This window comes from Actinomycetota bacterium (genome assembly GCA_040905475.1).
GTDB lineage: Bacteria > Actinomycetota > AC-67 > AC-67 > AC-67 > DATFGK01.
The window spans coordinates 18,466-38,957 of record JBBDRM010000060.1 but is presented as its reverse complement, the minus strand read 5'-3'; the positions used below and the strand labels follow the sequence as shown (position 1 = coordinate 38,957).

The 20,492-nt window shown below is 67.1% G+C and carries 23 protein-coding genes and 1 tRNA gene; 17 read left to right on the top strand and 7 right to left on the bottom strand.

The window, feature by feature from the left end; all coding sequences use genetic code 11:
• The 3 genes from WEB06_05525 to WEB06_05515 all read left to right on the top strand — a co-directional run.
• Positions 1-519, top strand: a 519-nt coding sequence (locus WEB06_05525; protein ID MEX2555073.1) for a phosphate ABC transporter ATP-binding protein, incomplete at its 5' end; no start/stop codon positions are given.
• A complete protein-coding gene (gene phoU, locus WEB06_05520) occupies positions 519-1,214 on the top strand; it encodes a phosphate signaling complex protein PhoU (GenBank protein ID MEX2555072.1) in 696 nt (231 codons plus the stop codon). The genes WEB06_05525 and phoU, both read left to right, overlap by 1 nt.
• The gene (locus tag WEB06_05515; GenBank protein ID MEX2555071.1) at positions 1,211-1,888 is read left to right on the top strand and encodes a response regulator transcription factor; all 678 of its coding nucleotides are present in this window, start codon (positions 1,211-1,213) and stop codon (positions 1,886-1,888) included. The genes phoU and WEB06_05515 overlap by 4 nt, the downstream gene beginning before the upstream one ends.
• Before the next feature lie 6 nt (positions 1,889-1,894).
• Here the strand turns inward: WEB06_05515 and WEB06_05510 are convergent, their stop codons facing one another.
• Positions 1,895-2,806 (bottom strand): P1 family peptidase, encoded by a 912-nt coding sequence (locus WEB06_05510; protein MEX2555070.1) that lies wholly within the window; start codon positions 2,804-2,806, stop codon positions 1,895-1,897.
• Positions 2,807-2,884: 78 nt separating this feature from the next.
• On the opposite strand from WEB06_05510, the gene WEB06_05505 reads away from it, so the two are divergent.
• The gene (locus tag WEB06_05505; protein ID MEX2555069.1) at positions 2,885-3,460 is read left to right on the top strand and encodes a helix-turn-helix domain-containing protein; all 576 of its coding nucleotides are present in this window, start codon (positions 2,885-2,887) and stop codon (positions 3,458-3,460) included.
• Positions 3,457-4,731, top strand: coding sequence for an MFS transporter (locus WEB06_05500; GenBank protein ID MEX2555068.1), 1,275 nt, complete (start codon positions 3,457-3,459; stop codon positions 4,729-4,731). The genes WEB06_05505 and WEB06_05500 overlap by 4 nt, the downstream gene beginning before the upstream one ends.
• Here WEB06_05500 and WEB06_05495 read toward each other — a convergent pair.
• Entirely contained in the window at positions 4,700-5,296 is a 597-nt protein-coding gene (locus WEB06_05495; GenBank protein ID MEX2555067.1) for an adenylate/guanylate cyclase domain-containing protein, read from the bottom strand. The two genes, WEB06_05500 and WEB06_05495, sit on opposite strands and share 32 nt — an antisense overlap.
• Positions 5,297-5,472: 176 nt before the next feature.
• Positions 5,473-6,237 carry a 3-hydroxyacyl-CoA dehydrogenase gene (locus tag WEB06_05490; protein MEX2555066.1) on the bottom strand — a complete coding sequence of 255 codons (765 nt, stop codon included), beginning with the start codon at positions 6,235-6,237 and terminating at the stop codon, positions 5,473-5,475.
• 80 nt (positions 6,238-6,317) lie between these two features.
• On the opposite strand from WEB06_05490, the gene WEB06_05485 reads away from it, so the two are divergent.
• Positions 6,318-6,575: a PGPGW domain-containing protein gene (locus tag WEB06_05485; GenBank protein ID MEX2555065.1), complete on the top strand. Its 258-nt coding sequence runs from the start codon at positions 6,318-6,320 to the stop codon at positions 6,573-6,575.
• Here the strand turns inward: WEB06_05485 and WEB06_05480 are convergent.
• A complete protein-coding gene (locus WEB06_05480) occupies positions 6,572-8,287 on the bottom strand; it encodes a phospholipid carrier-dependent glycosyltransferase (GenBank protein ID MEX2555064.1) in 1,716 nt (571 codons plus the stop codon). The two genes, WEB06_05485 and WEB06_05480, sit on opposite strands and share 4 nt — an antisense overlap.
• A 91-nt stretch (positions 8,288-8,378) precedes the next feature.
• On the opposite strand from WEB06_05480, the gene rsmI reads away from it, so the two are divergent.
• Positions 8,379-9,203 (top strand): 16S rRNA (cytidine(1402)-2'-O)-methyltransferase, encoded by an 825-nt coding sequence (gene rsmI / locus WEB06_05475; GenBank protein ID MEX2555063.1) that lies wholly within the window; start codon positions 8,379-8,381, stop codon positions 9,201-9,203.
• On the opposite strand, the gene WEB06_05470 is transcribed toward rsmI, so the two are convergent.
• Positions 9,200-9,427 carry an AbrB/MazE/SpoVT family DNA-binding domain-containing protein gene (locus WEB06_05470; protein MEX2555062.1) on the bottom strand — a complete coding sequence of 76 codons (228 nt, stop codon included), beginning with the start codon at positions 9,425-9,427 and terminating at the stop codon, positions 9,200-9,202. The two genes, rsmI and WEB06_05470, sit on opposite strands and share 4 nt — an antisense overlap.
• 76 nt (positions 9,428-9,503) lie before the next feature.
• On the opposite strand from WEB06_05470, the gene metG reads away from it, so the two are divergent.
• From metG to WEB06_05430, 8 genes are all read left to right on the top strand, one after another.
• Positions 9,504-11,033 (top strand): methionine--tRNA ligase, encoded by a 1,530-nt coding sequence (metG, locus tag WEB06_05465; protein MEX2555061.1) that lies wholly within the window; start codon positions 9,504-9,506, stop codon positions 11,031-11,033.
• A complete protein-coding gene (locus tag WEB06_05460) occupies positions 11,034-11,786 on the top strand; it encodes a TatD family hydrolase (GenBank protein ID MEX2555060.1) in 753 nt (250 codons plus the stop codon).
• A gap of 214 nt (positions 11,787-12,000) precedes the next feature.
• Entirely contained in the window at positions 12,001-13,077 is a 1,077-nt protein-coding gene (locus WEB06_05455; protein ID MEX2555059.1) for a septal ring lytic transglycosylase RlpA family protein, read from the top strand.
• 22 nt (positions 13,078-13,099) lie between these two features.
• Positions 13,100-13,969, top strand: coding sequence for a 16S rRNA (adenine(1518)-N(6)/adenine(1519)-N(6))-dimethyltransferase RsmA (gene rsmA / locus WEB06_05450; GenBank protein ID MEX2555058.1), 870 nt, complete (start codon positions 13,100-13,102; stop codon positions 13,967-13,969).
• Complete coding sequence (locus WEB06_05445) at positions 13,966-14,838, top strand: 4-(cytidine 5'-diphospho)-2-C-methyl-D-erythritol kinase (GenBank protein ID MEX2555057.1); 873 nt, start codon at positions 13,966-13,968, stop codon at positions 14,836-14,838. Before rsmA ends, WEB06_05445 begins: the two co-directional genes overlap by 4 nt.
• Before the next feature lie 899 nt (positions 14,839-15,737).
• Positions 15,738-15,812 (top strand) — tRNA-Gln (locus tag WEB06_05440).
• A 64-nt stretch (positions 15,813-15,876) separates the two neighbouring features.
• Positions 15,877-17,295, top strand: coding sequence for a bifunctional UDP-N-acetylglucosamine diphosphorylase/glucosamine-1-phosphate N-acetyltransferase GlmU (gene glmU, locus WEB06_05435; protein MEX2555056.1), 1,419 nt, complete (start codon positions 15,877-15,879; stop codon positions 17,293-17,295).
• A complete protein-coding gene (locus WEB06_05430) occupies positions 17,292-18,266 on the top strand; it encodes a ribose-phosphate diphosphokinase (GenBank protein MEX2555055.1) in 975 nt (324 codons plus the stop codon). Before glmU ends, WEB06_05430 begins: the two co-directional genes overlap by 4 nt.
• On the opposite strand, the gene WEB06_05425 is transcribed toward WEB06_05430, so the two are convergent.
• On the bottom strand, positions 18,263-18,667 hold the full coding sequence (locus tag WEB06_05425; GenBank protein MEX2555054.1) for a PIN domain-containing protein: 405 nt from the start codon (positions 18,665-18,667) through the stop codon (positions 18,263-18,265). The genes WEB06_05430 and WEB06_05425 overlap by 4 nt on opposite strands.
• Positions 18,664-18,870 (bottom strand): type II toxin-antitoxin system VapB family antitoxin, encoded by a 207-nt coding sequence (locus WEB06_05420; GenBank protein MEX2555053.1) that lies wholly within the window; start codon positions 18,868-18,870, stop codon positions 18,664-18,666. The genes WEB06_05425 and WEB06_05420 overlap by 4 nt, the downstream gene beginning before the upstream one ends.
• A 331-nt stretch (positions 18,871-19,201) precedes the next feature.
• Between WEB06_05420 and WEB06_05415 the strand changes: the two genes are divergently transcribed.
• Together WEB06_05415 and pth are read left to right on the top strand one after the other, a co-directional pair.
• Entirely contained in the window at positions 19,202-19,885 is a 684-nt protein-coding gene (locus WEB06_05415; GenBank protein ID MEX2555052.1) for a 50S ribosomal protein L25, read from the top strand.
• 15 nt (positions 19,886-19,900) lie between these two features.
• On the top strand, positions 19,901-20,482 hold the full coding sequence (gene pth / locus WEB06_05410) for an aminoacyl-tRNA hydrolase (GenBank protein ID MEX2555051.1): 582 nt from the start codon (positions 19,901-19,903) through the stop codon (positions 20,480-20,482).
• Positions 20,483-20,492: the final 10 nt, after the last annotated feature.

The window sequence follows — 20,492 nt, the reverse complement described above, 5'->3', positions numbered from 1 at the left end:
GGCATGGTGTTCCAGAAGCCCAATCCATTCCCGAAGTCGATCTTCGACAACGTGGCTTTCGGCCTGAGGGTCAACGGCGTCAATGAAGACATCGGGGACCGCGTCGAAGGGGCACTCAAGCAGGCAGCCTTGTGGGACGAGGTGCGTAGAGATCTCAAGAAGAACGCGTACGCACTTTCCGGAGGTCAGCAGCAGCGGCTGTGCATCGCGCGCGCCATCGCAGTCAACCCGGACGTCATCCTGATGGACGAGCCCTGCTCCGCCCTCGACCCGATCGCGACGGCAAAGATCGAGGATCTCATGCGCGAGCTGCGGAGCCAGTACTCGATCGTGATCGTCACCCACAACATGCAGCAAGCCGCCAGGACTTCGGACATGACGGCCTTCCTCACCGCAGAGACCTCGGAGGACGGCAACATGCGTACCGGCGTGCTCGTCGAGTTCGATCGGACTGAACTGATCTTCACGCGCCCATCCGATCCACGGACCGAGGCGTACATCACCGGAAGGTTCGGTTGATGGCGGAGCCGGCGAAGCGGCACTTCCACGAAGAGCTCGATGGCCTCGAGCTCGATGTGCTCGGGATGGGCGAGGTGGGGGAGCGCATGCTCGCCGCAGCGATGGAATCGTTGACCCACGACGACCTCGCCGCCGCTGACCTCGTGATCGCCTCAGACGACGATCTCGACGACCGCTACATGGCGGTGGAGCGGCGAACGCTCGAGCTCCTCGCCCTTCAGACGCCCGTCGCGGTCGACCTGCGGCTGATCTCCGCGATCCTCCACACGAACGTGCACCTGGAACGGGTCGGCGACATGGCGGTCAACGTCGCCAAGATCGTCAAGGTGGTCCACGGCCTGCCCGTGAACCAAACGATCCTGTCCCACCTCACCGAGATGGGCGACATCGCCCGGCAGATGCTCCGGGCATCCATGGACGCGCTCGCGCGCCGCGACATCGAGCTCGCCCTCAAGCTGCCCGAGATGGACGACCCCGTCGATCGCCTGAACAGGGGCATGTATCGGGAAGTGGCGTCGTGCGCGTGGGATCCGCAGATGCTCGAGTGGGCGATCCGGATGATGGTCGTCTCACGTCAGCTGGAGCGGATCGGTGACCACGCGGTCGACATCGCCGAACAGGTCGCCTTCTTGATCACCGGTCAGTTCCGCGAGTTCACCGACGCATCCCACCCGGAAGTCGAAGGAGCGGGATGATCCTCCTCGTCGAGGACGAAGCATCCTTGGCGGAATCGGTTCGGTACAACCTCGAGCGGGAAGGCTTTCGGGTCACGGTCGCGCAGGACGGCAACGCCGGGCTCGAACGCTTCCGCACCGAGCGCCCAAGCCTCGTCGTCCTCGACCTCATGCTCCCGGAGATGTCCGGTCTGGATCTCTGCAAGCTCATCCGCGAGGAGTCGACGGTCCCGATCATCATGCTCACCGCGAAAGACGCCGAGGCCGACAAGGTGGCAGGGCTCGAGCTCGGCGCCGACGATTACGTCACGAAGCCGTTCTCGATGCGCGAGCTTGTGTCGCGCGTCCGGGCGCAGCTGCGGCGCGCCGGCATGGCGATGCCCGATGCGAACGGAGAGGTGGTGACCGGCGGGCCGGTGGTGCTCGATCCTGAGCGACACGAGGTTCGTGTGCGCGGGGACCTGGTTCCGCTCCCGCCGAAGGAGTTCGCGCTGTTGCACCTGCTGCTGCTCCGCAAGGGCCGGTTGGTCACCCGCCAGTTCTTGCTCGAGGAGATCTGGGGGCCCGACTACTTCGGCGACGCGAAGACGCTCGACGTTCACGTCAAGCGCGTGCGCGAAAAGGTAGAGGGCGACCCGCACAAGCCGAGTCACATCGTCACGGTGCGCGGGCTCGGCTACAAGTTCGTCGAGTAAGCGCGTTCAGGACGCGACGGCGGCGCGGATCGCCGCGGCGGTGGCGGTGGTCGCGAGCAGAGCCAGAACGTCGAGGTCCGCCGCTGTGGCGCCGTCCTCGGCCGGCGGGATCGCCACCGCGAACGCGATGTCGCCATCGTAGCGCGTGTGCGCCGGCCGGATCGCTTGCGTGATCCCGTCCGACGTGCGAGACGCAAGGAACCGAACATCTCCACGTCCGAGCGTCGCGACGGTCGTCACCACCGCGAGCACCGTGTTCCAGCCCACGCGCGGATCTGCCGGTGGAGGCCTCATCTGCGGATCCGGCGCCGACGACCCTGCGAGAACCGCGCCGTCCTCTCCGACCACGTCCCCGAACGGATTCACGACCGCCAGCGCGCGCACCTCGAGCTCCCCCTCGCGCGCGGCCGCGATGCCCAGGCCGCCCGGCGCGAAGAACTCCCGCCCTGCCCACTTGCCGACGGTCGCGCCGGTGCCGGCACCGACCAGCCCGGTGGCGACCGGCTGCTCGATGGCTTCCTCGCACGCCGCGTAACCAGCGTCGGGCCCCGGCCGCGACGCGGGATCGCCGGCAGACAGGTCGAAGATCACCGCCGCGGGCACGATGGGGATCGTGGCGATCGGCGTCTTGAATCCGATCTCGTGCTCCTCGAGCCATCGCATCACGCCGTCGGCGGCCGCGAGACCGAACGCAGAGCCGCCGGTGAGCAGGATCCCGTGGACCTCGGTGCGTTGGCGTTCGGGGTCGAGCGTCGCGAGCTCACGTGAGCCCGGCGACGATCCGCGGATGTCGCAGGACGAGACGTTCCCCGGCGGCGGAAGGACGACGGTGCAGCCGCCCGCGCCGGAGGCTGCCGTCCAGTGCCCGACGCGAACGCCGCTGCTCAGTCGGTCCGTAGGCTCCGAGGTAACGCCCATGGTCGTTGGGATCCTACCTGCTCAGAGCCTGTTTAACATTACTTGCGCAATATTAACTCTTATAATATCGTGCCCGGTATGGACGCGGCCAAGGTAAAGAAGCTCGACGACCCTCGTACCCTGAGGGCACTCGCGCATCCGCTCCGCCTGCGGCTTCTGGGAGCGCTCCGGACGGATGGGCCCGCCACCGTAACGACGCTCGCCTCTGCGGTCGACGAGGCCATCCCGCTGGTCAGCTATCACCTCCGCCAACTCGCCGAGCACGGCTTCATCGAGCAAGCCCCCGAGCTAGCGAAAGACCGGCGCGAGACCTGGTGGAAGGCCTCGCACGATTTCACCTCGTGGTCGATGACGGATTTCCTCGACACCCCGGAGCGTCTCGACGCCGTCGCCGTCCTGCAGCGCGAGATCTTCCGGCGGCACGTGGCTCGCATCGAGCAGTTCTACGAGCATGCGCATAACTGGGACGAGGAATGGCTCGCTGCGTCGGAGATGAGCGACGTACGCCTCACCCTCACGCCCGCCGAACTGAAACAGATGACCTCCGAGATGTGGGAGGTCATCGAGCGGTGGCGCCGGCGTGAGCCGACCCCAGGTGCCGGAAGCGCGGACGTGATCCTGTACGCATTCCCCGGAGGACGGGGTTCGGCATGACCCTCGAAACGTCGGCGAAGTCTTCCTCGCGCCCGCTCGCGGCTCTCTATGTCGCGAACGGCGTGTCTCTGACCGGGAACGTGATGGCGCTCACGGCGATCCCGTGGTTCGTTCTGCAGACCACCGGCAGCGCGTCGAAGACGGGTACCGTCGCGTTCTTCAGCTTCCTGCCGGTCGTGCTCGCGAGCTTCCTGGGAGGCGCGCTCGTCGACCGGCTCGGCTCGAAGCGGATGAGCATCTTGGCCGACGTGATGAGCGGCGCGACCGTCGCGATGATCCCGCTGTTGCACTCGATCGGACATCTCTCGTTCCCGGCGCTCGTCGCGTTGGTCTTCTTCGGCGCGCTGCTCGACACGCCGGGGATGAGCGCTCGATCCGCGCTCGTCCCGACGCTCGCGGATCGCGCCGGCTGGCCCCTCGAGCGTGCGACCGGCGTCACGGCGACGGTTGAACGTGGCTCACGCCTCGCCGGGGCTCCGCTCGCGGGCGTTCTGATCGCGCTCGGCGGGCCGATCGCCGTCCTGTGGATCGACGCGGCCACGTTCGCGGTATCGGCCCTGGTAGTGCTGCTGGCCGTGCCGAGCCATGCGCGGCCGTCCCGGGTCCCCGGCTCGCGTTATCTCGGGGAGATCAAGGAAGGGTTCGCGTTCCTCCGGCGTGACCGCCCGCTCGCGGCGATCGCGAAGTTGCTCGTCGCGACGAATTTCCTCGACGCATGGACCTCGGTACTGCTGATCGTCTATGCGGCCCGGGTGTACGGCACCGCCGTGAGCCTGGGAGCGGTGATCGGCGCGTTCGGCGCGGGTTCGATGTTCGGGGCGATCCTCTACGCGAGGATCGGGAGGAGGTTCGTCCGCCACCGTCTCTTCGGGTGGTGTTTCCTCGCGTTCACGATCAAGTATCCCGCGCTGGCGATGTTCCCGTCGCTCGGGGTCCTGATGGTGTTCGCCTTCCTCGCCGGCACCGCGTCGGGGCCGGTCAATCCGCTGATCGACACGGTGGCTTACGAGCGGATCCCCATCGGCTTGCGGGGGCGCGTCCTCAGCGCGCTCGGTGGGGTCGCGTGGATGGCGATGCCATTGGGCGTGCTGGTCGGGGGTTTCGTCCTCGACCACGTGAGCCTGAGGATCAACGTGATCGTCGTCGGATCGGCCTACGTTGCTGCGGCCGCAACCATCTGGCTGTCATCGGCGATCCGCGACATGAACCCGGAGCGTGTATCCGCGCCGAGCGGCGAGGCTACGACGCTTTCCGTGAGCGCGTCACGCTGAGGCGCCAGGTCGCCGGCGGCTTCTTCACGCCTTTGAGAGCGGGTCGGCCGCGCTCGCGCCACACGACGCCGTCCGTCTCCTTCGCGGCCTTGTAAACGGCGTCCGTCACCAGCGCCTCCCCCGGCCGCGCACGCTTCACGAGCCGCGCCGCGAGGTTAACCGTGTGCCCGATGTAGTCCTCTCCCCGTCGGGTGGGACGACCGGTGTCGAGGCCGATCCGCAGCGCCAGCGGCCGACGGTCGCCGGCCGTGCGCTCGATGATCGCCGCGGCCGCCGCGACCGCGTCCGACGGATCGCGGAACGCCGCCATGATCCCATCGCCGACGTTCTTCACGACCCGGCCGCGGTTCCGTGCGATCGCCGGGATGACCGTCGCGTCGTGCGTGTCGAGGAGGCCCATCGCAGCGCGCTCCCCTCCCGACTCGGTCGCCGCGGTGAAGTTCGCGATGTCGGTGAACAGGATCGTGATCGTGCCGCGCTGTGCGAGGCGCTCGAGGACCTTACGGTGAGCGGTTCCAAGATCGAGGAGTCGCGAAGCGAGGGCCAGCGGCGTCGTGCGCAACAACCGGGGCCTGCGAGCACGCTTGCTCGGAGCAGGCATCTGCTTGCCGATGTTAGCAACCCGCGCTCCGGGGGGTTTGTGCGTTCGTACATGCTTGGTTCGTGCGCTCGTTCGTTTCGGGTTGTTTCTCTTTGCGTTCGTACGTGCGCGCGTGTCTGTTGCCGCGCGCTTCGCGGGGCTCACCTCGGGGGCATCCGCAACGCCCCGTCGAGCCGGATCGTTTCCCCGTTCAGGACCGGGTTCTCCACGATGTGACGAACGAGCGCCGCGAACTCGGACGGCTTTCCGAGGCGGCTGGGGTGCGGGATCTGTGCGGCGAGGGCTTGTCGCTGCTCGTCCGGAAGCATCGCAAGCATCGGCGTGTCGAAGGTCCCCGGCGCGATCGTGCAGCAGCGGATCAGTCGCGCGGCGAGATCGCGCGCAACGACCAAGGTCATCGACACGACCCCACCTTTCGAGGACGCGTACGCGGCTTGGCCGATCTGGCCGTCGAACGCCGCGGCGCTCGCGGTGTTGACGATCACACCCCGCTCCTCGCCGTCGGGTTCCTGTTGGACGATCTGCGCGGCGGCGAGGCGGATCACGTTGAACGTTCCGACCAGGTTGATGCGAACCACCGTCTCGAAGGCGCCCAGGTCGTGCGGGCCGGTGCGGTCGACGGTCCGCTGCGCCCACCCGATGCCCGCGCAATTCACCACGATGTGCACCCCTCCGAATGCCGCGACGGCCGTCGCGACCGCGGCGGTCACCTGCTCGGTATCGGTGACGTCCGTGGGTGCGAAGCGCGCTCGGTCGCCGAGCTCCTTCGCGAACGCCTCGCCTTGAGAATGGGGGAGGTCCATGATCACGACCCCCGCGCCGGCTGCGTGAAGCGCTTCGGCGGTCGCCCGGCCGAGACCCGATGCTCCCCCGGTGACCAGCGCGCCTTTCCCCTGGATGTTCATCGGCGCGAAGTGTACGCATTCCCCTCCCGGGATGTCCGGGGTGGCTGGTATCCTCCTGCAACGGATTCGAAGGGGGCCGGGTGGCGACCGCGCGAGGGATGATCCGCTGGGTCGGACGCAACTCCAAACGCGTTGCGATCACGATAATCGGTTTCGTGCTGGTCCTCGGCGGGATGGTGCTCCTCGTTCTTCCCGGGCCCGGGATGCTCATCATCATCGCGGGCCTCGCGGTCCTCGGAACCGAATACATGTGGGCCCGCCGCATGCTCGACATGGCCAAGCGGAAAGCCAAGGAGACCGCCGCGCGCGTGCGCCGCAAGAAGGGCCAGCCCGGTTAGATCCAGCAGAGCAGCTTGATGCCCTCGGCCGTGCAGTCGCCTTTGAGGACGTGGCCGAACCAGATGCGGCTCTCCCAGCCGAAGATCCCTTGCGGCGGCAACGGGTAGGCGGCCAGCACCGGATAGAAGTAGATGAACGCGCCGACGGCGAGCGCCACGAACGCGACCGCGGTGAGGCGAAGTCGCCAGACCTTCATCACGTGCACGAGCATCAGAACGAGCAGCGGCACCGCGGGCGTCATGTAGAACATGAACAGCGGCCGCGTCGTCAGGAACCACGGTAAGACCAGCGGCAGGAACAGCACGAGCAGCAATGCCGCCACGTCGTCGCGCCGGACCACCATCCACCACGCGCAGAGCGGGAGCGCGAGGAAGAACCCAACCAACCAGATCAGCGGATTGGGAAGCCCGAGGATCTCCTCGTTCTGCGCGATCTCGCCGGCGGGGCACGGTTGCGGCGCGCCGCTCGGCACGCAGATCGCCGTGTAGTAGTGCGCGGCCGGGCGCGAGATCCACGGCCAGCTCCACGCCTTCGACATGTAGGGATGGATCGGTTTGCCGTCGGCGTTGGTCGACTTGAGGTTCTTGTGGTAGTTGAAGATCTCTCTCTGGTTGCACAACCAGAGGTCCATGCCCGCTTTCGGGACCGAACGTTCGACGCGGACGATCCCAGGCTGTGGTGTCGCGACGACCCGGCCCCCGCTCGGCAACGGAGCGGTTGCGGGGAGCTCCTGGCTCAGCGTGTTGTGACAGAGCGGCGGGATGTATCGCTTGGTCGACAGGAACCACGGGGTGTACGTCCCGATGTAGACGAGCACCGGCAGCAACCCGAACGTCACCGCGAGCGCCGCGGCCTGGAACAGGAGCGAGTCACGCCGGGGCCGGCGCGGCATCGGCTGGGAAACGCCCGCTTCTCCCCCTTCGATCGGTAACGCCTCGGCTTCATCCTCGGCGGGTAGGGCCTCGGGCGTCGGCGTGGGCGCGGGGCGCAGCCGCACGACCTCCCATGCGAGGCCCACGGCGAATGCAACAGGCAGCAACGGGGCGGCCGACCACTTCGAAGAAACCGCGAGCCCGAACGCGATACCCGACGCCAGGCGCCACCAGCGCGGCCCGGCCCGCCCCGGAGCTCGCGCTCGATCCTCGAGCAACAGCCAGACGCCCAGGAGGATGAAGAACGACATGAAGATGTCGAGCATGGCCAGCCTCGACTGGACCAGCTGCAATCCTTCGACACCCAGGAGCACGGCCGCGGCGGCCGCGAGCCAGCGCGAGTTCCACAGCCGCAGCGCGATCAGATAGATCACGAGAACCGACAGCGAGCCGAAGAGCGCCGACGCCGAGCGCCACCCGAAGGCGTCGTAGCCGAATATCCGGATCCCGATCGCCATGAGCAGCTTCGCCGCGGGCGGATGGACGACGAAGACGGGCTCGAGAGCGTCGCAGCTGGGGGGCACCGAGGTTTCCTTGAAGCCCATGTCGGCGCCGTGACAGAGGTAGCCGTACGAGTTCGGCGCGTAGTAGGTCTCGTCCAGCGGGACGATCGTCGGCGGATGGTCGAGCCGAACGAAACGGACCGCGGCCGCGGCCAGAGTAATGAGGACCGGGAGCCGCCATCCGGCGAGGGTCGCGTTCGCGAGACGGAGCGCCGCGTGGCCGGCTCGCCGGACCGAGCCGGGCGCGGGATGAACGATCTCGACGTCGGCTGTCATCCGGGTACCGGAGACGCCTCCAGACGCTCCGGCCGCTCAAGTATAAGAAGGTATGCACCCCTCCCGCGGGACCTGCGCGCCGGGCGAGTAGATGGCCGGTCTGCTCCGCGTCGTCGCCACGCCGATCGGGAACCTCGACGATCTCTCTCCGCGCGCCGCCCGCGCGCTGACCGAAGCCGACGTCATCGCCTGCGAGGACACGCGGGTAACCCGTAAGCTCCTTTCTCGCGTCACCTCACGCGCCCGGCTCGTCTCCTATCACGCGCGGAACGAGCGCGAGCGAACGCCCGGGCTCGTCCACCGCGTGGCGAAAGGCGAGCGGGTCACTCTGGTCACCGACGCCGGGACGCCCGGACTTTCGGACCCAGGGCAGCGGCTGATCGCCGCGTGCATCGACGCCGGCCTGCGCGTCGAGGTCGTGCCGGGCCCGACCGCCGCGGTAGCGGCCCTCGTCCTATCGGGCCTGCCGACGGCGCGTTTCGTGTTCGAAGGGTTCCTGCCCCGGACCAAAGGCGAGCGCCGACGTCGCTTGGAGCGGCTGGCGACCGAGGAGCGGACGCTCGTGTTCTTCGAAGCGCCGCACCGGATAGCCCAGACGCTGCGGGACATGAGCGAGGTGCTCGGCGCGCGTAAGGTCGCACTCGCCAGGGAGCTGACGAAGATGTACGAGGAGGTCGTGCGAGGAACGCTGCCCGAGCTTGCCGAGCGGGCCGACGGCCTTCGAGGAGAGATCACGGTCGTGGTCGCGGGCGCAGAGCCGCGTTCCCCGGACGCCACTCCGGCCGACATCGCTTCGCGGCTCCGGGAGCTGATGGGCGCGGGGACCTCGAAGAAGGAGGCGATCGCGGCGGTCGCCGCGGAGCTCGGGATCGCGAAGAAGGTCGTGTACCAGACCGCGCTCGACGAAGAGATCTAGAAGCGCTTCAGCTCCGAGAGGCAGGACGCGCAGACCGGATGGTTGCGGAACTGCCGCAACGCCTCCCCGCCCCCGCAGAACGTGCAGGTGTTGAGCTGCTTCGAAAGGATGATCTTGTTGTCGTCGATGCCGATGTCGACGTGATCGCCTTCACGGATGTCGAACGACCGCCTGATCTCCGCCGGGAGAACGATCCTGCCGAGGTCATCAACCTTCCGGCTCACACCGGTAGCCCGCACAACGTCCCCCTGCTGAATGGCGTGGAGCCGGATTATCGCCCGGGATACACTGCCCCCACAAATGAGCGACTTCTACATCACCACATCGATCTACTACGTCAACGACCTGCCGCACATCGGCCACGCGTACACGACCGTCGCGGCCGACGTCGCCGCTCGATTCCATCGCCTGAAAGGCGATCGGACGCATTTCCTCACGGGAACCGACGAGCACGGCCAGAAGGTGGAGCAGGCGGCTCGCGAGCATTCGATGGACCCTCGGGCGTGGACCGACTCGATGATCGAGCCGTGGAGGAAGGTGTGGTCGCGTCTCCAGATCTCGAACGACGACTTCATCCGAACCACGGAGGAGCGGCACGAGGGCCCCGTGAAAGCGTTCCTTCAACACCTCTACGATTCGGGCGAGATCTACGCCGGCGAGTATGAGGGCCCGTACTGCGTCGCCTGCGAGCAATTCTACGCGGAGGCGGAGCTCGTCGACGGCAACTGTCCGATCCACGGTACTCCCGTCGAGCGGCTGAAGGAGGAGAACTACTTCTTCCGGCTGTCGAAGCAAGCCGACTGGCTGCTCGGCGATTACTACGCTCGAACGCCGCCGGCGGTGCGTCCCGAGGCGCGCCTCAACGAGGTGATCGGCCACGTTCGCGGCGGATTGCAAGACATCTCGGTCTCACGGCCGTCGCTCGAATGGGGCATCCCCGTGCCCTGGGATCCGAAGCACGTGATCTACGTCTGGATCGAAGCGCTCCAGAACTACATCACCGCTCTTGGGTACCCGGACGGTGAGCTCTTCAAGACCTTCTGGCCGGGCACGCACCTGATCGGCAAGGACATCCTCCGCTTCCACGCGGTGATCTGGCCGGCGATGCTCCACGCAGCCGGCGAGGAGCCTCCGCGCACGGTGTTCGCGCACGGGTGGCTGCTGGTGCGCGGCGAGAAGATGTCGAAGACGAAGCTGACCGGGATCCATCCCGACCAGCTGCTCGACGCGTTCGGCGTCGACGCCTACCGCTACTACTTCCTTCGCGAGATCGCGTTCGGGCAGGACGGGAACTTCTCGTGGGAGTCGATGGTTGCTCGCTACAACGCCGATCTGGCGAACGGGTTGGGCAACCTCGCGAGCCGCGTGCTTTCGATGATCGTCTCCTACTTCGACGGGGTGGTGCCCGAGCCGGGCCCCGCCGCCGGCCAGGAGGGGCTCGAGCGCTCCGTCTCCGATGCTCTCCCCTCATACCTCGAGGCGATGGAGGGCTTCGCCTTCCACGAGGCCATCGACGCCGCGTTCGGCATCGTCCGAGAGGCCAACGGCTTCATCGTCGCGACCGCCCCATGGAAGATGGCTAAAGACCCAGCTCAGAGGGCTCAGCTCGGCACCGTCCTCTGGTCGGCCGCCGAGGCGTTGCGCGTGCTTGCTCTGCTTCTGTGGCCGGTGATGCCGATGGCTTGTGAGCGGCTCTGGGAGCAACTGGGGATCAAGGAGCCGCTTTCCGGTAACCGGCTCGAAGAGGCGGCCGGCTGGGGGCGCCTGGCTCCGGGGACCCGGGTTTCGAAGGGCGACGCCCTTTTCCCGCGCATCGCCGACACCGAGTAGATGCTCGTCGACACCCACTGCCATCTCGACATGCTCGACGTCGAGGGCGCCCTCGCTCGGATGCGCGAGGCCGGTGTCGAGCGCGCCGTCACGATCGGCGTGGATCTCGCCTCGAGCGAGTGGGCGGTGCGCGCGGCCGACGACCATCCCGAGCTATGGGCGACCATCGGACTGCATCCGCACGACGCCAAGGATCGCACCGACGCTTTGATGGTCCGGCTCGAGGAACTGGCATCGCACCCGCGTGTCGCCGCCGTCGGCGAAGCAGGCCTCGACTATCACTACGACAACTCGCCGCGCGATCAACAGCGAGCGTCGTTCGTCGAGCAGATCGCACTCGCGAAGCGCGCCGGCAAGGCGCTCGTCATCCACACGCGTGATGCGTGGGACGATACGTTCGCGATCCTCGAGGCGGAAGGGATGCCGGAGCGCACGGTATTCCATTGTTGGTCGGGCGATGCTGCGAATGCGCGCCGCGCGGTCGCGATCGGCGCGGTGCTCTCGTTCTCCGGGACCGTCACGTTCCGCAACGCGGCGGATCTGCGCGCAGCTGCAACGGTCACACCGCTCGATCGGATCGTCGTCGAGACCGACGCTCCGTTCCTCACGCCGCAACCGCATCGCGGCAAGCCGAACGAACCCGCGTACGTGCGCTTCGTTGTCGAAGAGATCGCGCGGGTGAGATCGATCGACGTCGAAGAGGTGATCCGCGCGACCGGCGACAACGCCGCACGGCTCTTCGGCTGGGAATGACCTCTCCTCGGCCACGATGCCCACTCGTAGCGTCTGAAACCCGGTTTATTCGCCCGGTTCAGGGGTAAGATTCCGTCGGTTTGACCTGTTTACGTGGGGTTTTGGAGCCCCGTGGCATTGCTGCTAGGGTCGCCAAGCAAGCCTTCCCCACTTCCCCCGGTCTTCCCCCTGGAGCATCCGGGCCGGCCCCTGTCCCCTAGCGAGGAGGAAACACGTGCGCGCGAAGATCGCGCAGGCCGCCGTTGTCGCGGTCCTGAGTGTCTCCGCAGTCGCTTACGGAGCGCTCGAGAAACACGTAACGGTGCGCGTCGAAGATGAGTCGATCAGGATGCGAACCTTCGCCGGGACGGTCGCGGAGGCGCTCGATCGGGCTCACGTCACACTCGGAGATCAAGATGTCGTAACGCCGTCGTTGACGACGAGCATCCGTGAAGGCCTCGTCATCGTCGTGCGTCGCGCGAAGCCGATCACATTGCTGCTGAACGGAGAGCCGCGGCAAGTCATCGTGACGGCTCGCACCGTCCAGGAAGTGATCAAGGAACTACATCTCGGTTCGTCGATCGCCGACTTCGTCGGCACCGCGCGTTCGGCGCGCGTCACGGCCGGCATGGTGTTGGTGTATCGCGCAGCCGTTGGGATCCGGATCGTTCACGACGGCGTCACGGAAACCGTGATCACCAACGCGGCGAGCATCCGGGACGTGTTGAGCGAGCTCGGCGTCGCGCTCATCGGTAGGGACGAGGTCTGGCCGACGATGGACGCGGCTCCGGTGGCTGGGATGGTCGTTCGGGTCATGCGCGTCGGGACGCGGACGGAAACGGCGTCGCGCGGCATCCCGTATCCGACGCTGCTCCGGAACGACCCGACGATGGAGAGCGGGCAGCGCAAGCTCCGTCAGTCCGGGCGCAACGGCTCGCGACTCGTCACCTATCAGGTGACCTACAAGGACGGGAAGGCCGTGACCCGTAAGGTCATGAGCACCAAGGTGATCCGTAAGCCCGTCCCCAAGATCGTCGCGGTCGGCACCGGGCCGAAATGCATCTGTACCAAGGGCACCCAGAGCGGCAAAGGGACCTGGTACGGGGCCCCGAGCATGACGGCGGCGCATCGGACCTTGCCGTTCGGCACGGTGGTTCGGGTAACCAACCTCGAGAACGGGCGGACGGTCACCGTCACGATCCGCGACCGGGGGCCGTACGGAGACGGCCGGATCATCGATCTCTCCAAGGACGCGTTCGCCCAGCTCGCGCCCCTGGGGGAAGGGGTCATCCCGGTCCGTATCCGCTGGTAGGCGGCTCGGATAGACTCGCGCGATGCCCCCGCTCGGGCGCCGCGAGACCCGCGACCTACTCTCCCGACACGGGCTGAGCCCGCGCGTGTCGCTCGGGCAGCACTTCCTGGTAGACCCCAACACCATCCGCAAGATCGTGACCGCCGCGGCACCGCGCCGCGGAGAGCAGATCCTCGAGATCGGCGCCGGGCTCGGCTCCCTGACGGTCGGTCTGGTGGAGGCGGGCGCCCGCGTCGTGGCCGTCGAGCACGACCGCGGACTGACATACGCCCTGGACGAAGTCGTCGGTGGAACCGACGTGAAGCTTGCATGGGGCGACGCGATGAAGCTCGACTACCATCGCCTGCTCGAAGGTCGTCCCACGCGCGTGGTGTCGAACCTTCCGTACAACATCGCGACCCCTCTCGTATTGCGGCTGCTTCAGGAGCAGCCTGAGGTGTCAGAGCTCGTCGTGATGGTCCAGCGGGAAGTGGGGGAGCGTCTCGCGGCGACGCCGGGTTCGGATCCGTACGGCGCCGTGTCCGCGAAGGTCGCCTACCTCGCCGAGGCCCGCGTCCTGTTCCCGGTCTCGCGACGCGTCTTTCTGCCCGAGCCGGACGTGGATTCCGTGGTCGTCGGATTGCGGCGTCGCGCGCGGGCTCCCGTCGCCGGGCAGCGCGACCGGATCTTCGGCGTGATCGAGGCGGGGTTCGCGACGCGGCGCAAGACGATCCGCAACGCGCTCAAGGGAGCCGGCATCGCCGCCGAGCGGGTCGAGGAGGCGCTCTCGACGGCCGGCGTCGGTGGGGGAGAGCGAGCCGAGCGGCTCGGCCTCGAGGAGTTCGCCGCGATCGCCCGCGTGCTGCGCGTCCCCGTCCGCACCGATTCGGGCCGCAGCGGGTCGAGCCGATGAAGCTGACGGCACCGGCGAAGATCAACCTCTATCTCGCCGTTCTGGGCCGGAGGCCGGACGGCCTCCACGACCTCGAGTCGGTGATGCAGTCCGTGTCCTTGCTCGACGAGATCTCACTCCGGCCGGCGGAGATCGTGTCGCTGGACGTCACCCCGCCCGGCGCGGCGCCCGAGGACGAGTCGAACTTGGTGGTACGGGCGGTCCGGGCGTTCGTCGCGGCGGCCGGCCGCTCGGGCGGCGCGTCGATCGCGCTCACGAAACAGATCCCGTCGGGTGCCGGGCTCGGGGGTGGCTCGTCCGATGCGGCGGCCACGCTCATCGGTCTGAACGAGCTGTGGAGATGCGGCATATCGCGGAAGGCGCTGGAGAAGATCGGCGCCGGCATCGGGGCGGACGTGCCGTTCTGTGTGGGCGGAGGCGCGGGCGTCGTCCGCGGAGCCGGTGAGGCGCTCGCGCCGCTCGTGGTTCGCTCCGAGCTGTGGTGGGTGATCGCGATGCCGCCCGAGCCGCTTTCGACGGCCGATGTCTACGCCCGCTTCGATTCGCTCGGATCCTCCGGCTTGGAAAGCGATCCTTCCGCCTTGGCCGATGCGCTCGCGAGGGGCGACGTCGAGCGTGTGGGTGCTTCCCTGCGGAACGATCTCGAGCCCGCCGCGATGTCGCTGCTCCCGTCGCTCGGTTCCGTTCGCGACGCCCTGCTCGGCGCGGGAGCGCTGGGCGTTGTGATGAGCGGAAGCGGCTCGGCCTGGTGCGGCCTTGCGCGCGACGAGACGCACGCGGAAGAGATCGCCGGCCATGTTCGCTCGACCATCGATCGCGTCTGGGTCGCTCGATCGCTCGACCGCGGGATCAGGATCGTCGAGCACTGAAAAGCGCTAGGTTTCATGAGGTTTCCTGCCGCCGATAATGTCACACCCACCACCTATGCTTTCCATATGACTTGTACCGATCACGCCGCGAAACGCGCCCGCGCGAGAGAGTTGCGAACGGCTGGCTGGTCGCGCGCACTAGATCGCCCGAGAATTGGGGGTACGAAACAGCGGAGGGCTTACGTACTGGATCAAGGACATCCCCGCGCCGGAATGGACCAGGCGTCCACGAGCAAAGGACGACCTGCGCGAGCAAGCAATTGCGTTGAGACGGGAAGGACGTTCGTATCGCGAGATCGAGAAGATGCTATCGGTTGCTCGAAGCTCGCTTTCGCTGTGGCTTCGTGAGGTTCCACTGACGGACGAACAGCGAGAGCTTCTCATCCAGCAGAAGGCGAGGGGAGGCGCGAAGCGAGCCGCGAGTCTCCGGGCTCGACGCATCGCTCGAGCTGAGCACACGCGCCGCGAGTCGATATCGACGATAGGACAGCTGAGTCAACGCGAGCTGTTCATAGCGGGAGTCGTCGCCTATTGGGCCGAGGGCTCGAAGTCCAAACCCTGGAAGCGGGCCGAACGCGTTGTTTTCGTGAACTCGGACACGACCATGATCACCCTGTTTCTTCGGTGGCTGGATCTAGTGGGCGTGGCTCGGAGCCGTCTCATCCTCCGCATCCAGATCCACGAGAACGCCGACATCCTCGCAGCCGATCGCTACTGGCGGGAAGCGACACAGATCCCAGACTCGCAGTTCCGCAGACCAACCCTCAAGCGACATAACCCGGTCACCGTCCGGAAGAACGTGGGGCCTCGGTACGTGGGCTGCCTTACAATCACGGTCCGAAGCAGCACAGAACTCTACAGACGCATCTCTGGCTGGTACGAGGGAATCGTGAACGATTTGGGGCGTCGGCCAACAGGCAGGCCACCGGACTTTGGCTCCGGCAATGCGCGTTCGACCCGCGCCGCCCCAGCCACCCCGCCGTCCACGCCCTTCGAGACTTCTCCGGCCTACGAGTTGCAACCCTCCGGTTGAGCCGCATGCCCAGACCCCGTCCTCTCGCCGCGATCGTCCTCGCCGCCGGCGAGGGCAAGCGATTCAAGTCCTCGACGCCGAAGGTTCTCCACGCGCTCTGCGGCAAACCGCTGCTCGGCTACGTCTTGGAAGCGCTCGAGCCGCTCGCGCTGGGCCGCACCGTCGTCGTGGTCGGGCGCGGTGCCGACGAGGTGACGCGGGCCGCGAAGGCGACGACCAAGAAGAAGCTCGCGTTCGCCGCTCAGGAGCGCCAGCTCGGCACCGCCGACGCCGCGCGCGTAGGGGACGATGCGCTCGGCAAGTTCTCCGGCGACGTTCTGATCCTGCCCGGCGACTCGCCGCTCCTCACTACCGAAACGCTCCAGCAGCTCGTCGACCACCACCGCGCGACCGGCGCGGCAGCCACCCTCCTCACCGCCGAGCTCGAGGACCCGTCGGGCTACGGCCGGATCATCCGGGGGCGAGAGGGCTCCGTCGAACGGATCGTCGAACATGCCGACGCCGATGCGACCGAGCGCAAGACGAAAGAGGTCAACACCAGCGTCTGGGTCTTCGACCGCGCCGCGCTGCGGGCCGCCCTCACGAAGATCGATCGGACCAACGCGCAGCACGAGTTCTACCTGACCGATGTGGTGGTGGTGCTCAAAGAAAAGGGCGAGGCCGTCGAGGCCTACACAGCGCAAGACGCCACGGAAGCTTTGGGTGCGAATTCCCGGGTCGAGCTCGCCGACATCGCCGCGCTCATGCGCCGGCGGATCAACGTCCGGCACATGCTCGACGGGGTGACCATCATCGATCCGGCGACGACGTTCGTCGACGTCGGCGTCACGATCGGCCGTGACACGGTGCTCCACCCGATGACGCATCTCCATGGGAAAACCTCGATCGGCGAAGGCGCGGAGATCGGCCCGAACGTACGACTGGTCGACACGACCGTCGGTGATCGCGCGACGATCCTCAACGCCGTCGCGAAGGAGGCCGAGGTCGGTGCCGGCGCGCAGGTCGGCCCGTTCGCGTATCTGCGGCCGGGCGCCGTGCTCGAAGAAGGGTCCAAGGCGGGAACCTACGTCGAGGTCAAGAAGAGCCGCATCGGGCAAGGCAGCAAGGTGCCCCACCTCTCCTACATCGGCGACGCCGAGATCGGGAAGAACGTGAATATCGGCGCGGGCACGATCACGTGTAACTACGACGGCGAGACCGGGAAGAAATCAAGGACGGTCATCGAGGACGACGTCCTCATCGGAAGCGATACGATGCTCGTGGCGCCCGTCACCGTGGGGAAGGGTGCCGTGACCGGAGCCGCCTCGGTCGTCAGCCGCGACATCCCGCCGGGAGGGGTCGCGCTGGGCGCTCCGGCGCGCACGATCCGCAAACGCAAGCCCAAGCCGAAACCGAAGACCAGCAAGGGGGGACGCCGGAAGTGAGCGGTCTGGAGATCTCGACGAAGAAGCGGATGGTGTTCGCGGCCGGCCGCTCGAGTTCCGAGCTCGCGCAGGAGATCGCCACCCACCTCGGCATCACGTGCGCGGAAGTCGAGATCGGGGACTTCGCGAACGGCGAGATCTACTTCCGCTTCGAGGAGAACGTCCGCGGTGCCGACGTCTTCGTCTTCCAGACCCACTCGGACCCGATCAACAAGCAGATCATGGAGCAGCTGATCATGATCGACGCCGCCAAGCGCGCGTCGGCGAAGCGGATCAGCGCGGTGATCCCGTTCTACGGGTACTCACGCCAGGACAAGAAGACCCGCGGCCGCGAGCCGATCACCAGCCGGCTCGTCGCCGATATCCTCACCGTCGCCGGCGCGGATCGGGTCCTCACCGTCGACCTTCACACCTCGCAGATCCAGGGTTTCTTCGACAAGCCGGTCGACCATCTGACGGCGCTGCCGCTGCTCGCCGACTACCTAGGCGACAAGTTCGGAGACGACCTCGTGATCGTGTCGCCGGACTCGGGCCGCGTCCGCGTGGCCGAGAAGTTCGCCGGCCGCCTCCATGCCGCCGTCGCCTTCTTGCACAAGCGGCGCCGCCCCGATCAGCGCAACGTGTCCGAGACGCTCGAAGTCGTCGGTGAAGTAGCCGGGAAGCGCTGCGTGCTCGTGGACGACATGATCGACACGGCGGGCACGATCACCGGCGGCGCCGAGGTGCTCATGGCCTCCGGCGCCGAGGAAGTCTTCGCCGCCGCGACCCACGGCATCCTGTCCGACCCGGCGATCGACCGGATCAAGAACGCGCCCATCAAGGAAGTCGTCGTCACCAACACGCTTCCCATCCCCGCCGAGAAACGCCTCGACAACCTCACCGTCCTCTCGATCGCTCCCGTCATCGCCAACACCATCCGCGCGGTCTTCTCCGACGAATCCGTCTCGGAGATCTTCCAGGGCGAGAACTAGTCTCGACCCGGGTCGGCCGGGACGTGCGCGCGGATGAAGCCGAGTCGTGACATCCGCTCGAAGTCCTGATCGAGCGACCACAGCGACGCGTTCTGCTCACTCGCCAGCGCGGCGACCAGAAGGTCCGTGACGCCGAATCGTTCCCCGGCGTCCGACGCGTCTCCGATCCAGCCTTCGATCAGATCCCATGTCTGCGCGCTCGGGAAATACACGGGCAGCGCAGAGAGGACGCGCTGTAGACGGATGCGATCCCGGGCGCCGGCTCCGGCGAGGATCTCGAGCCGAACGACGACGGGCAGGGCGACTCCTTCATGATCGAGGAGGCCGCGAAGGTGACGTGCTTCCGGGCCGGCCGCTGTGCGCAGGGCCGCGACCCACACCGAGGTATCGACGAAGATCACGCCGACCGGCGGGGACGCCTTCGCGACCGAGGGACGTCGACGTCCAACCGCACCGCGCCGAGCATCTCCTTCAGCTCCTCGATCCGATCCCTGCGGAGCAGCTCTCTGAGGGCCACGATGATGGTGTCTGTCTTCGACTTGAACCCAAGGAGGCGCCGAGCTTCCTCGATCAATTCCTCGGGGATGTCCAAGGTCGTGCGCATACTTATTATCGTAAGTCATATGCTTGAGCATGTCCAAGAAAGCGTGATCGAGGCATACTTCGCGAACAGCTCGAGGCGGTACTCGGACACAGGAAAGGATCGAGCCCGGGTGTCTGGGACCCGGGCTCGGTACATCCCCCGCAGGTGAGAGCGGGATCGCTCTTTGCTGCGGCGCCAGCATCGCGCATAACTGCGGTCACCGTCAGTGGTGTAGGCCACACTTCGGCTGTGAGGTTTTCCACACGGGAGGCTGCCGGGACCCGAAAAGAGGCCTCGGGCCCGCCGCTGGTAGAATCCCGCCCGCTCACCGAAGACCGGAGGTTGATCGGCCGTGGAAGTAACCATCCAAGCGGAAGCTCGTCAGGGGACCGGAAAAGGCGTTGCCCGGAAGTTGCGGGCGGTCGGAAAGGTCCCGGCGGTCCTGTACGGGCGGGGACTGGACCCGGTCGCGGTCGCGGTCGATCGCATGTCCCTCATTCGCGCGTTCAAGACCGACGCCGGCCGCAACGTCCTCATCGACCTCGAGGTCGAGGGAGATACCCACCTCACTCTCGCGCGTGAGCTTCAGCGCGACCCGGTCCGCGGCACGATCCTCCATGTCGATTTCCTGAAGATCGCGCGCGACGTCGAGATCGAGGTCGACGTTCCCGTCCACGTCGTCGGCGAGTCGCCCGGCGTGAAAGAGGGCGGCGTGATCGAGCACCACATCTGGTCCGTCCGTCTGGCCTGCCTGCCCGGCAACGTCCCCGAGCGGCTCGACGCCGACATCTCCAGGATGGTTATCGGCGACATGCTGCGCGTTTCCGATCTCGCGATCCCCGAGGGCGTCACGATCCTGACTCCTCCCGAGGAAGCGGTTCTCGGCGTCATCGTGCCTCAGATCCTCAAGGTCGAGGAGGAAGCTCCTGCGGCCGAGGCGGTCGAGGGTGTGGAGGGCGAGGTCCCGGAAGGCGAGGAGGGCGCGGCGGCTCCTGCCGAGGGCGAAGAGGCCAAGAAGGAAGAGGAAGAGGGCTAGCGCCCGCCCGCGCGCGTGTCGAGCCTTTATCTCGTCGCCGGGCTCGGCAACCCGGGTCCCGAGTACGACCGAACCCGACACAACCTCGGCTTCCTCACCGTCGACGCGCTCGCCGAGCGGCTCGGCGCGGGAAAGCTCAAACGCTCGCGGAAGCACTCGGCGCTCGTTGCCGATAGCCGCGACGGCGACCACCGTCTCGTCCTCGCCAAGCCGCAGACCTTCATGAACCTCAGCGGACGTTCGATCGCGTCGCTGATGAACTTCTACAAGGTGCCGCTCGGCGACGTGATCGTCGTTCACGACGAGCTGGATCTGCCGTTCGGCGTCGTGCGGGTAAAGCTCGGCGGGGGAACGGCCGGTCACAACGGGCTGCGGTCGATCGTGCCCGCGATCGGCGGCGATTTCGTCCGCGTGCGCATCGGCATCGGCCGGCCGATGGGTCGAAAGGACCCCGTCGATTTCGTGCTCGAGGCCTTCACCAAGAGCGAGGCGCCGGAGGTTTCCGCGATCGTCGGCCGGGCCGCCGACGCCGTGCTATCCGTGGTACGCGACGGCGTGGGCGCGGCCCAAACCGAGTTCAACCGGCGGGAAGAGTAGGCTTAGGTTC

Bases quoted from the DNA above. Each gene is read 5' to 3' on its own strand.
- phoU (MEX2555072.1), top strand. From the start codon at position 519: ATGGCGGAGCCGGCGAAGCGGCACTTCCACGAAGAGCTCGATGGCCTC.
- WEB06_05515 (MEX2555071.1), top strand. From the start codon at position 1,211: ATGATCCTCCTCGTCGAGGACGAAGCATCCTTGGCGGAATCGGTTCGG.
- WEB06_05510 (MEX2555070.1), bottom strand. From the start codon at position 2,806: ATGGGCGTTACCTCGGAGCCTACGGACCGACTGAGCAGCGGCGTTCGC.
- WEB06_05505 (MEX2555069.1), top strand. From the start codon at position 2,885: ATGGACGCGGCCAAGGTAAAGAAGCTCGACGACCCTCGTACCCTGAGG.
- WEB06_05500 (MEX2555068.1), top strand. From the start codon at position 3,457: ATGACCCTCGAAACGTCGGCGAAGTCTTCCTCGCGCCCGCTCGCGGCT.
- WEB06_05490 (MEX2555066.1), bottom strand. From the start codon at position 6,237: ATGAACATCCAGGGGAAAGGCGCGCTGGTCACCGGGGGAGCATCGGGT.
- WEB06_05480 (MEX2555064.1), bottom strand. From the start codon at position 8,287: ATGACAGCCGACGTCGAGATCGTTCATCCCGCGCCCGGCTCGGTCCGG.
- rsmI (MEX2555063.1), top strand. From the start codon at position 8,379: ATGGCCGGTCTGCTCCGCGTCGTCGCCACGCCGATCGGGAACCTCGAC.
- metG (MEX2555061.1), top strand. From the start codon at position 9,504: ATGAGCGACTTCTACATCACCACATCGATCTACTACGTCAACGACCTG.
- WEB06_05460 (MEX2555060.1), top strand. From the start codon at position 11,034: ATGCTCGTCGACACCCACTGCCATCTCGACATGCTCGACGTCGAGGGC.
- rsmA (MEX2555058.1), top strand. From the start codon at position 13,100: ATGCCCCCGCTCGGGCGCCGCGAGACCCGCGACCTACTCTCCCGACAC.
- WEB06_05445 (MEX2555057.1), top strand. From the start codon at position 13,966: ATGAAGCTGACGGCACCGGCGAAGATCAACCTCTATCTCGCCGTTCTG.
- glmU (MEX2555056.1), top strand. From the start codon at position 15,877: ATGCCCAGACCCCGTCCTCTCGCCGCGATCGTCCTCGCCGCCGGCGAG.
- WEB06_05420 (MEX2555053.1), bottom strand. From the start codon at position 18,870: ATGCGCACGACCTTGGACATCCCCGAGGAATTGATCGAGGAAGCTCGG.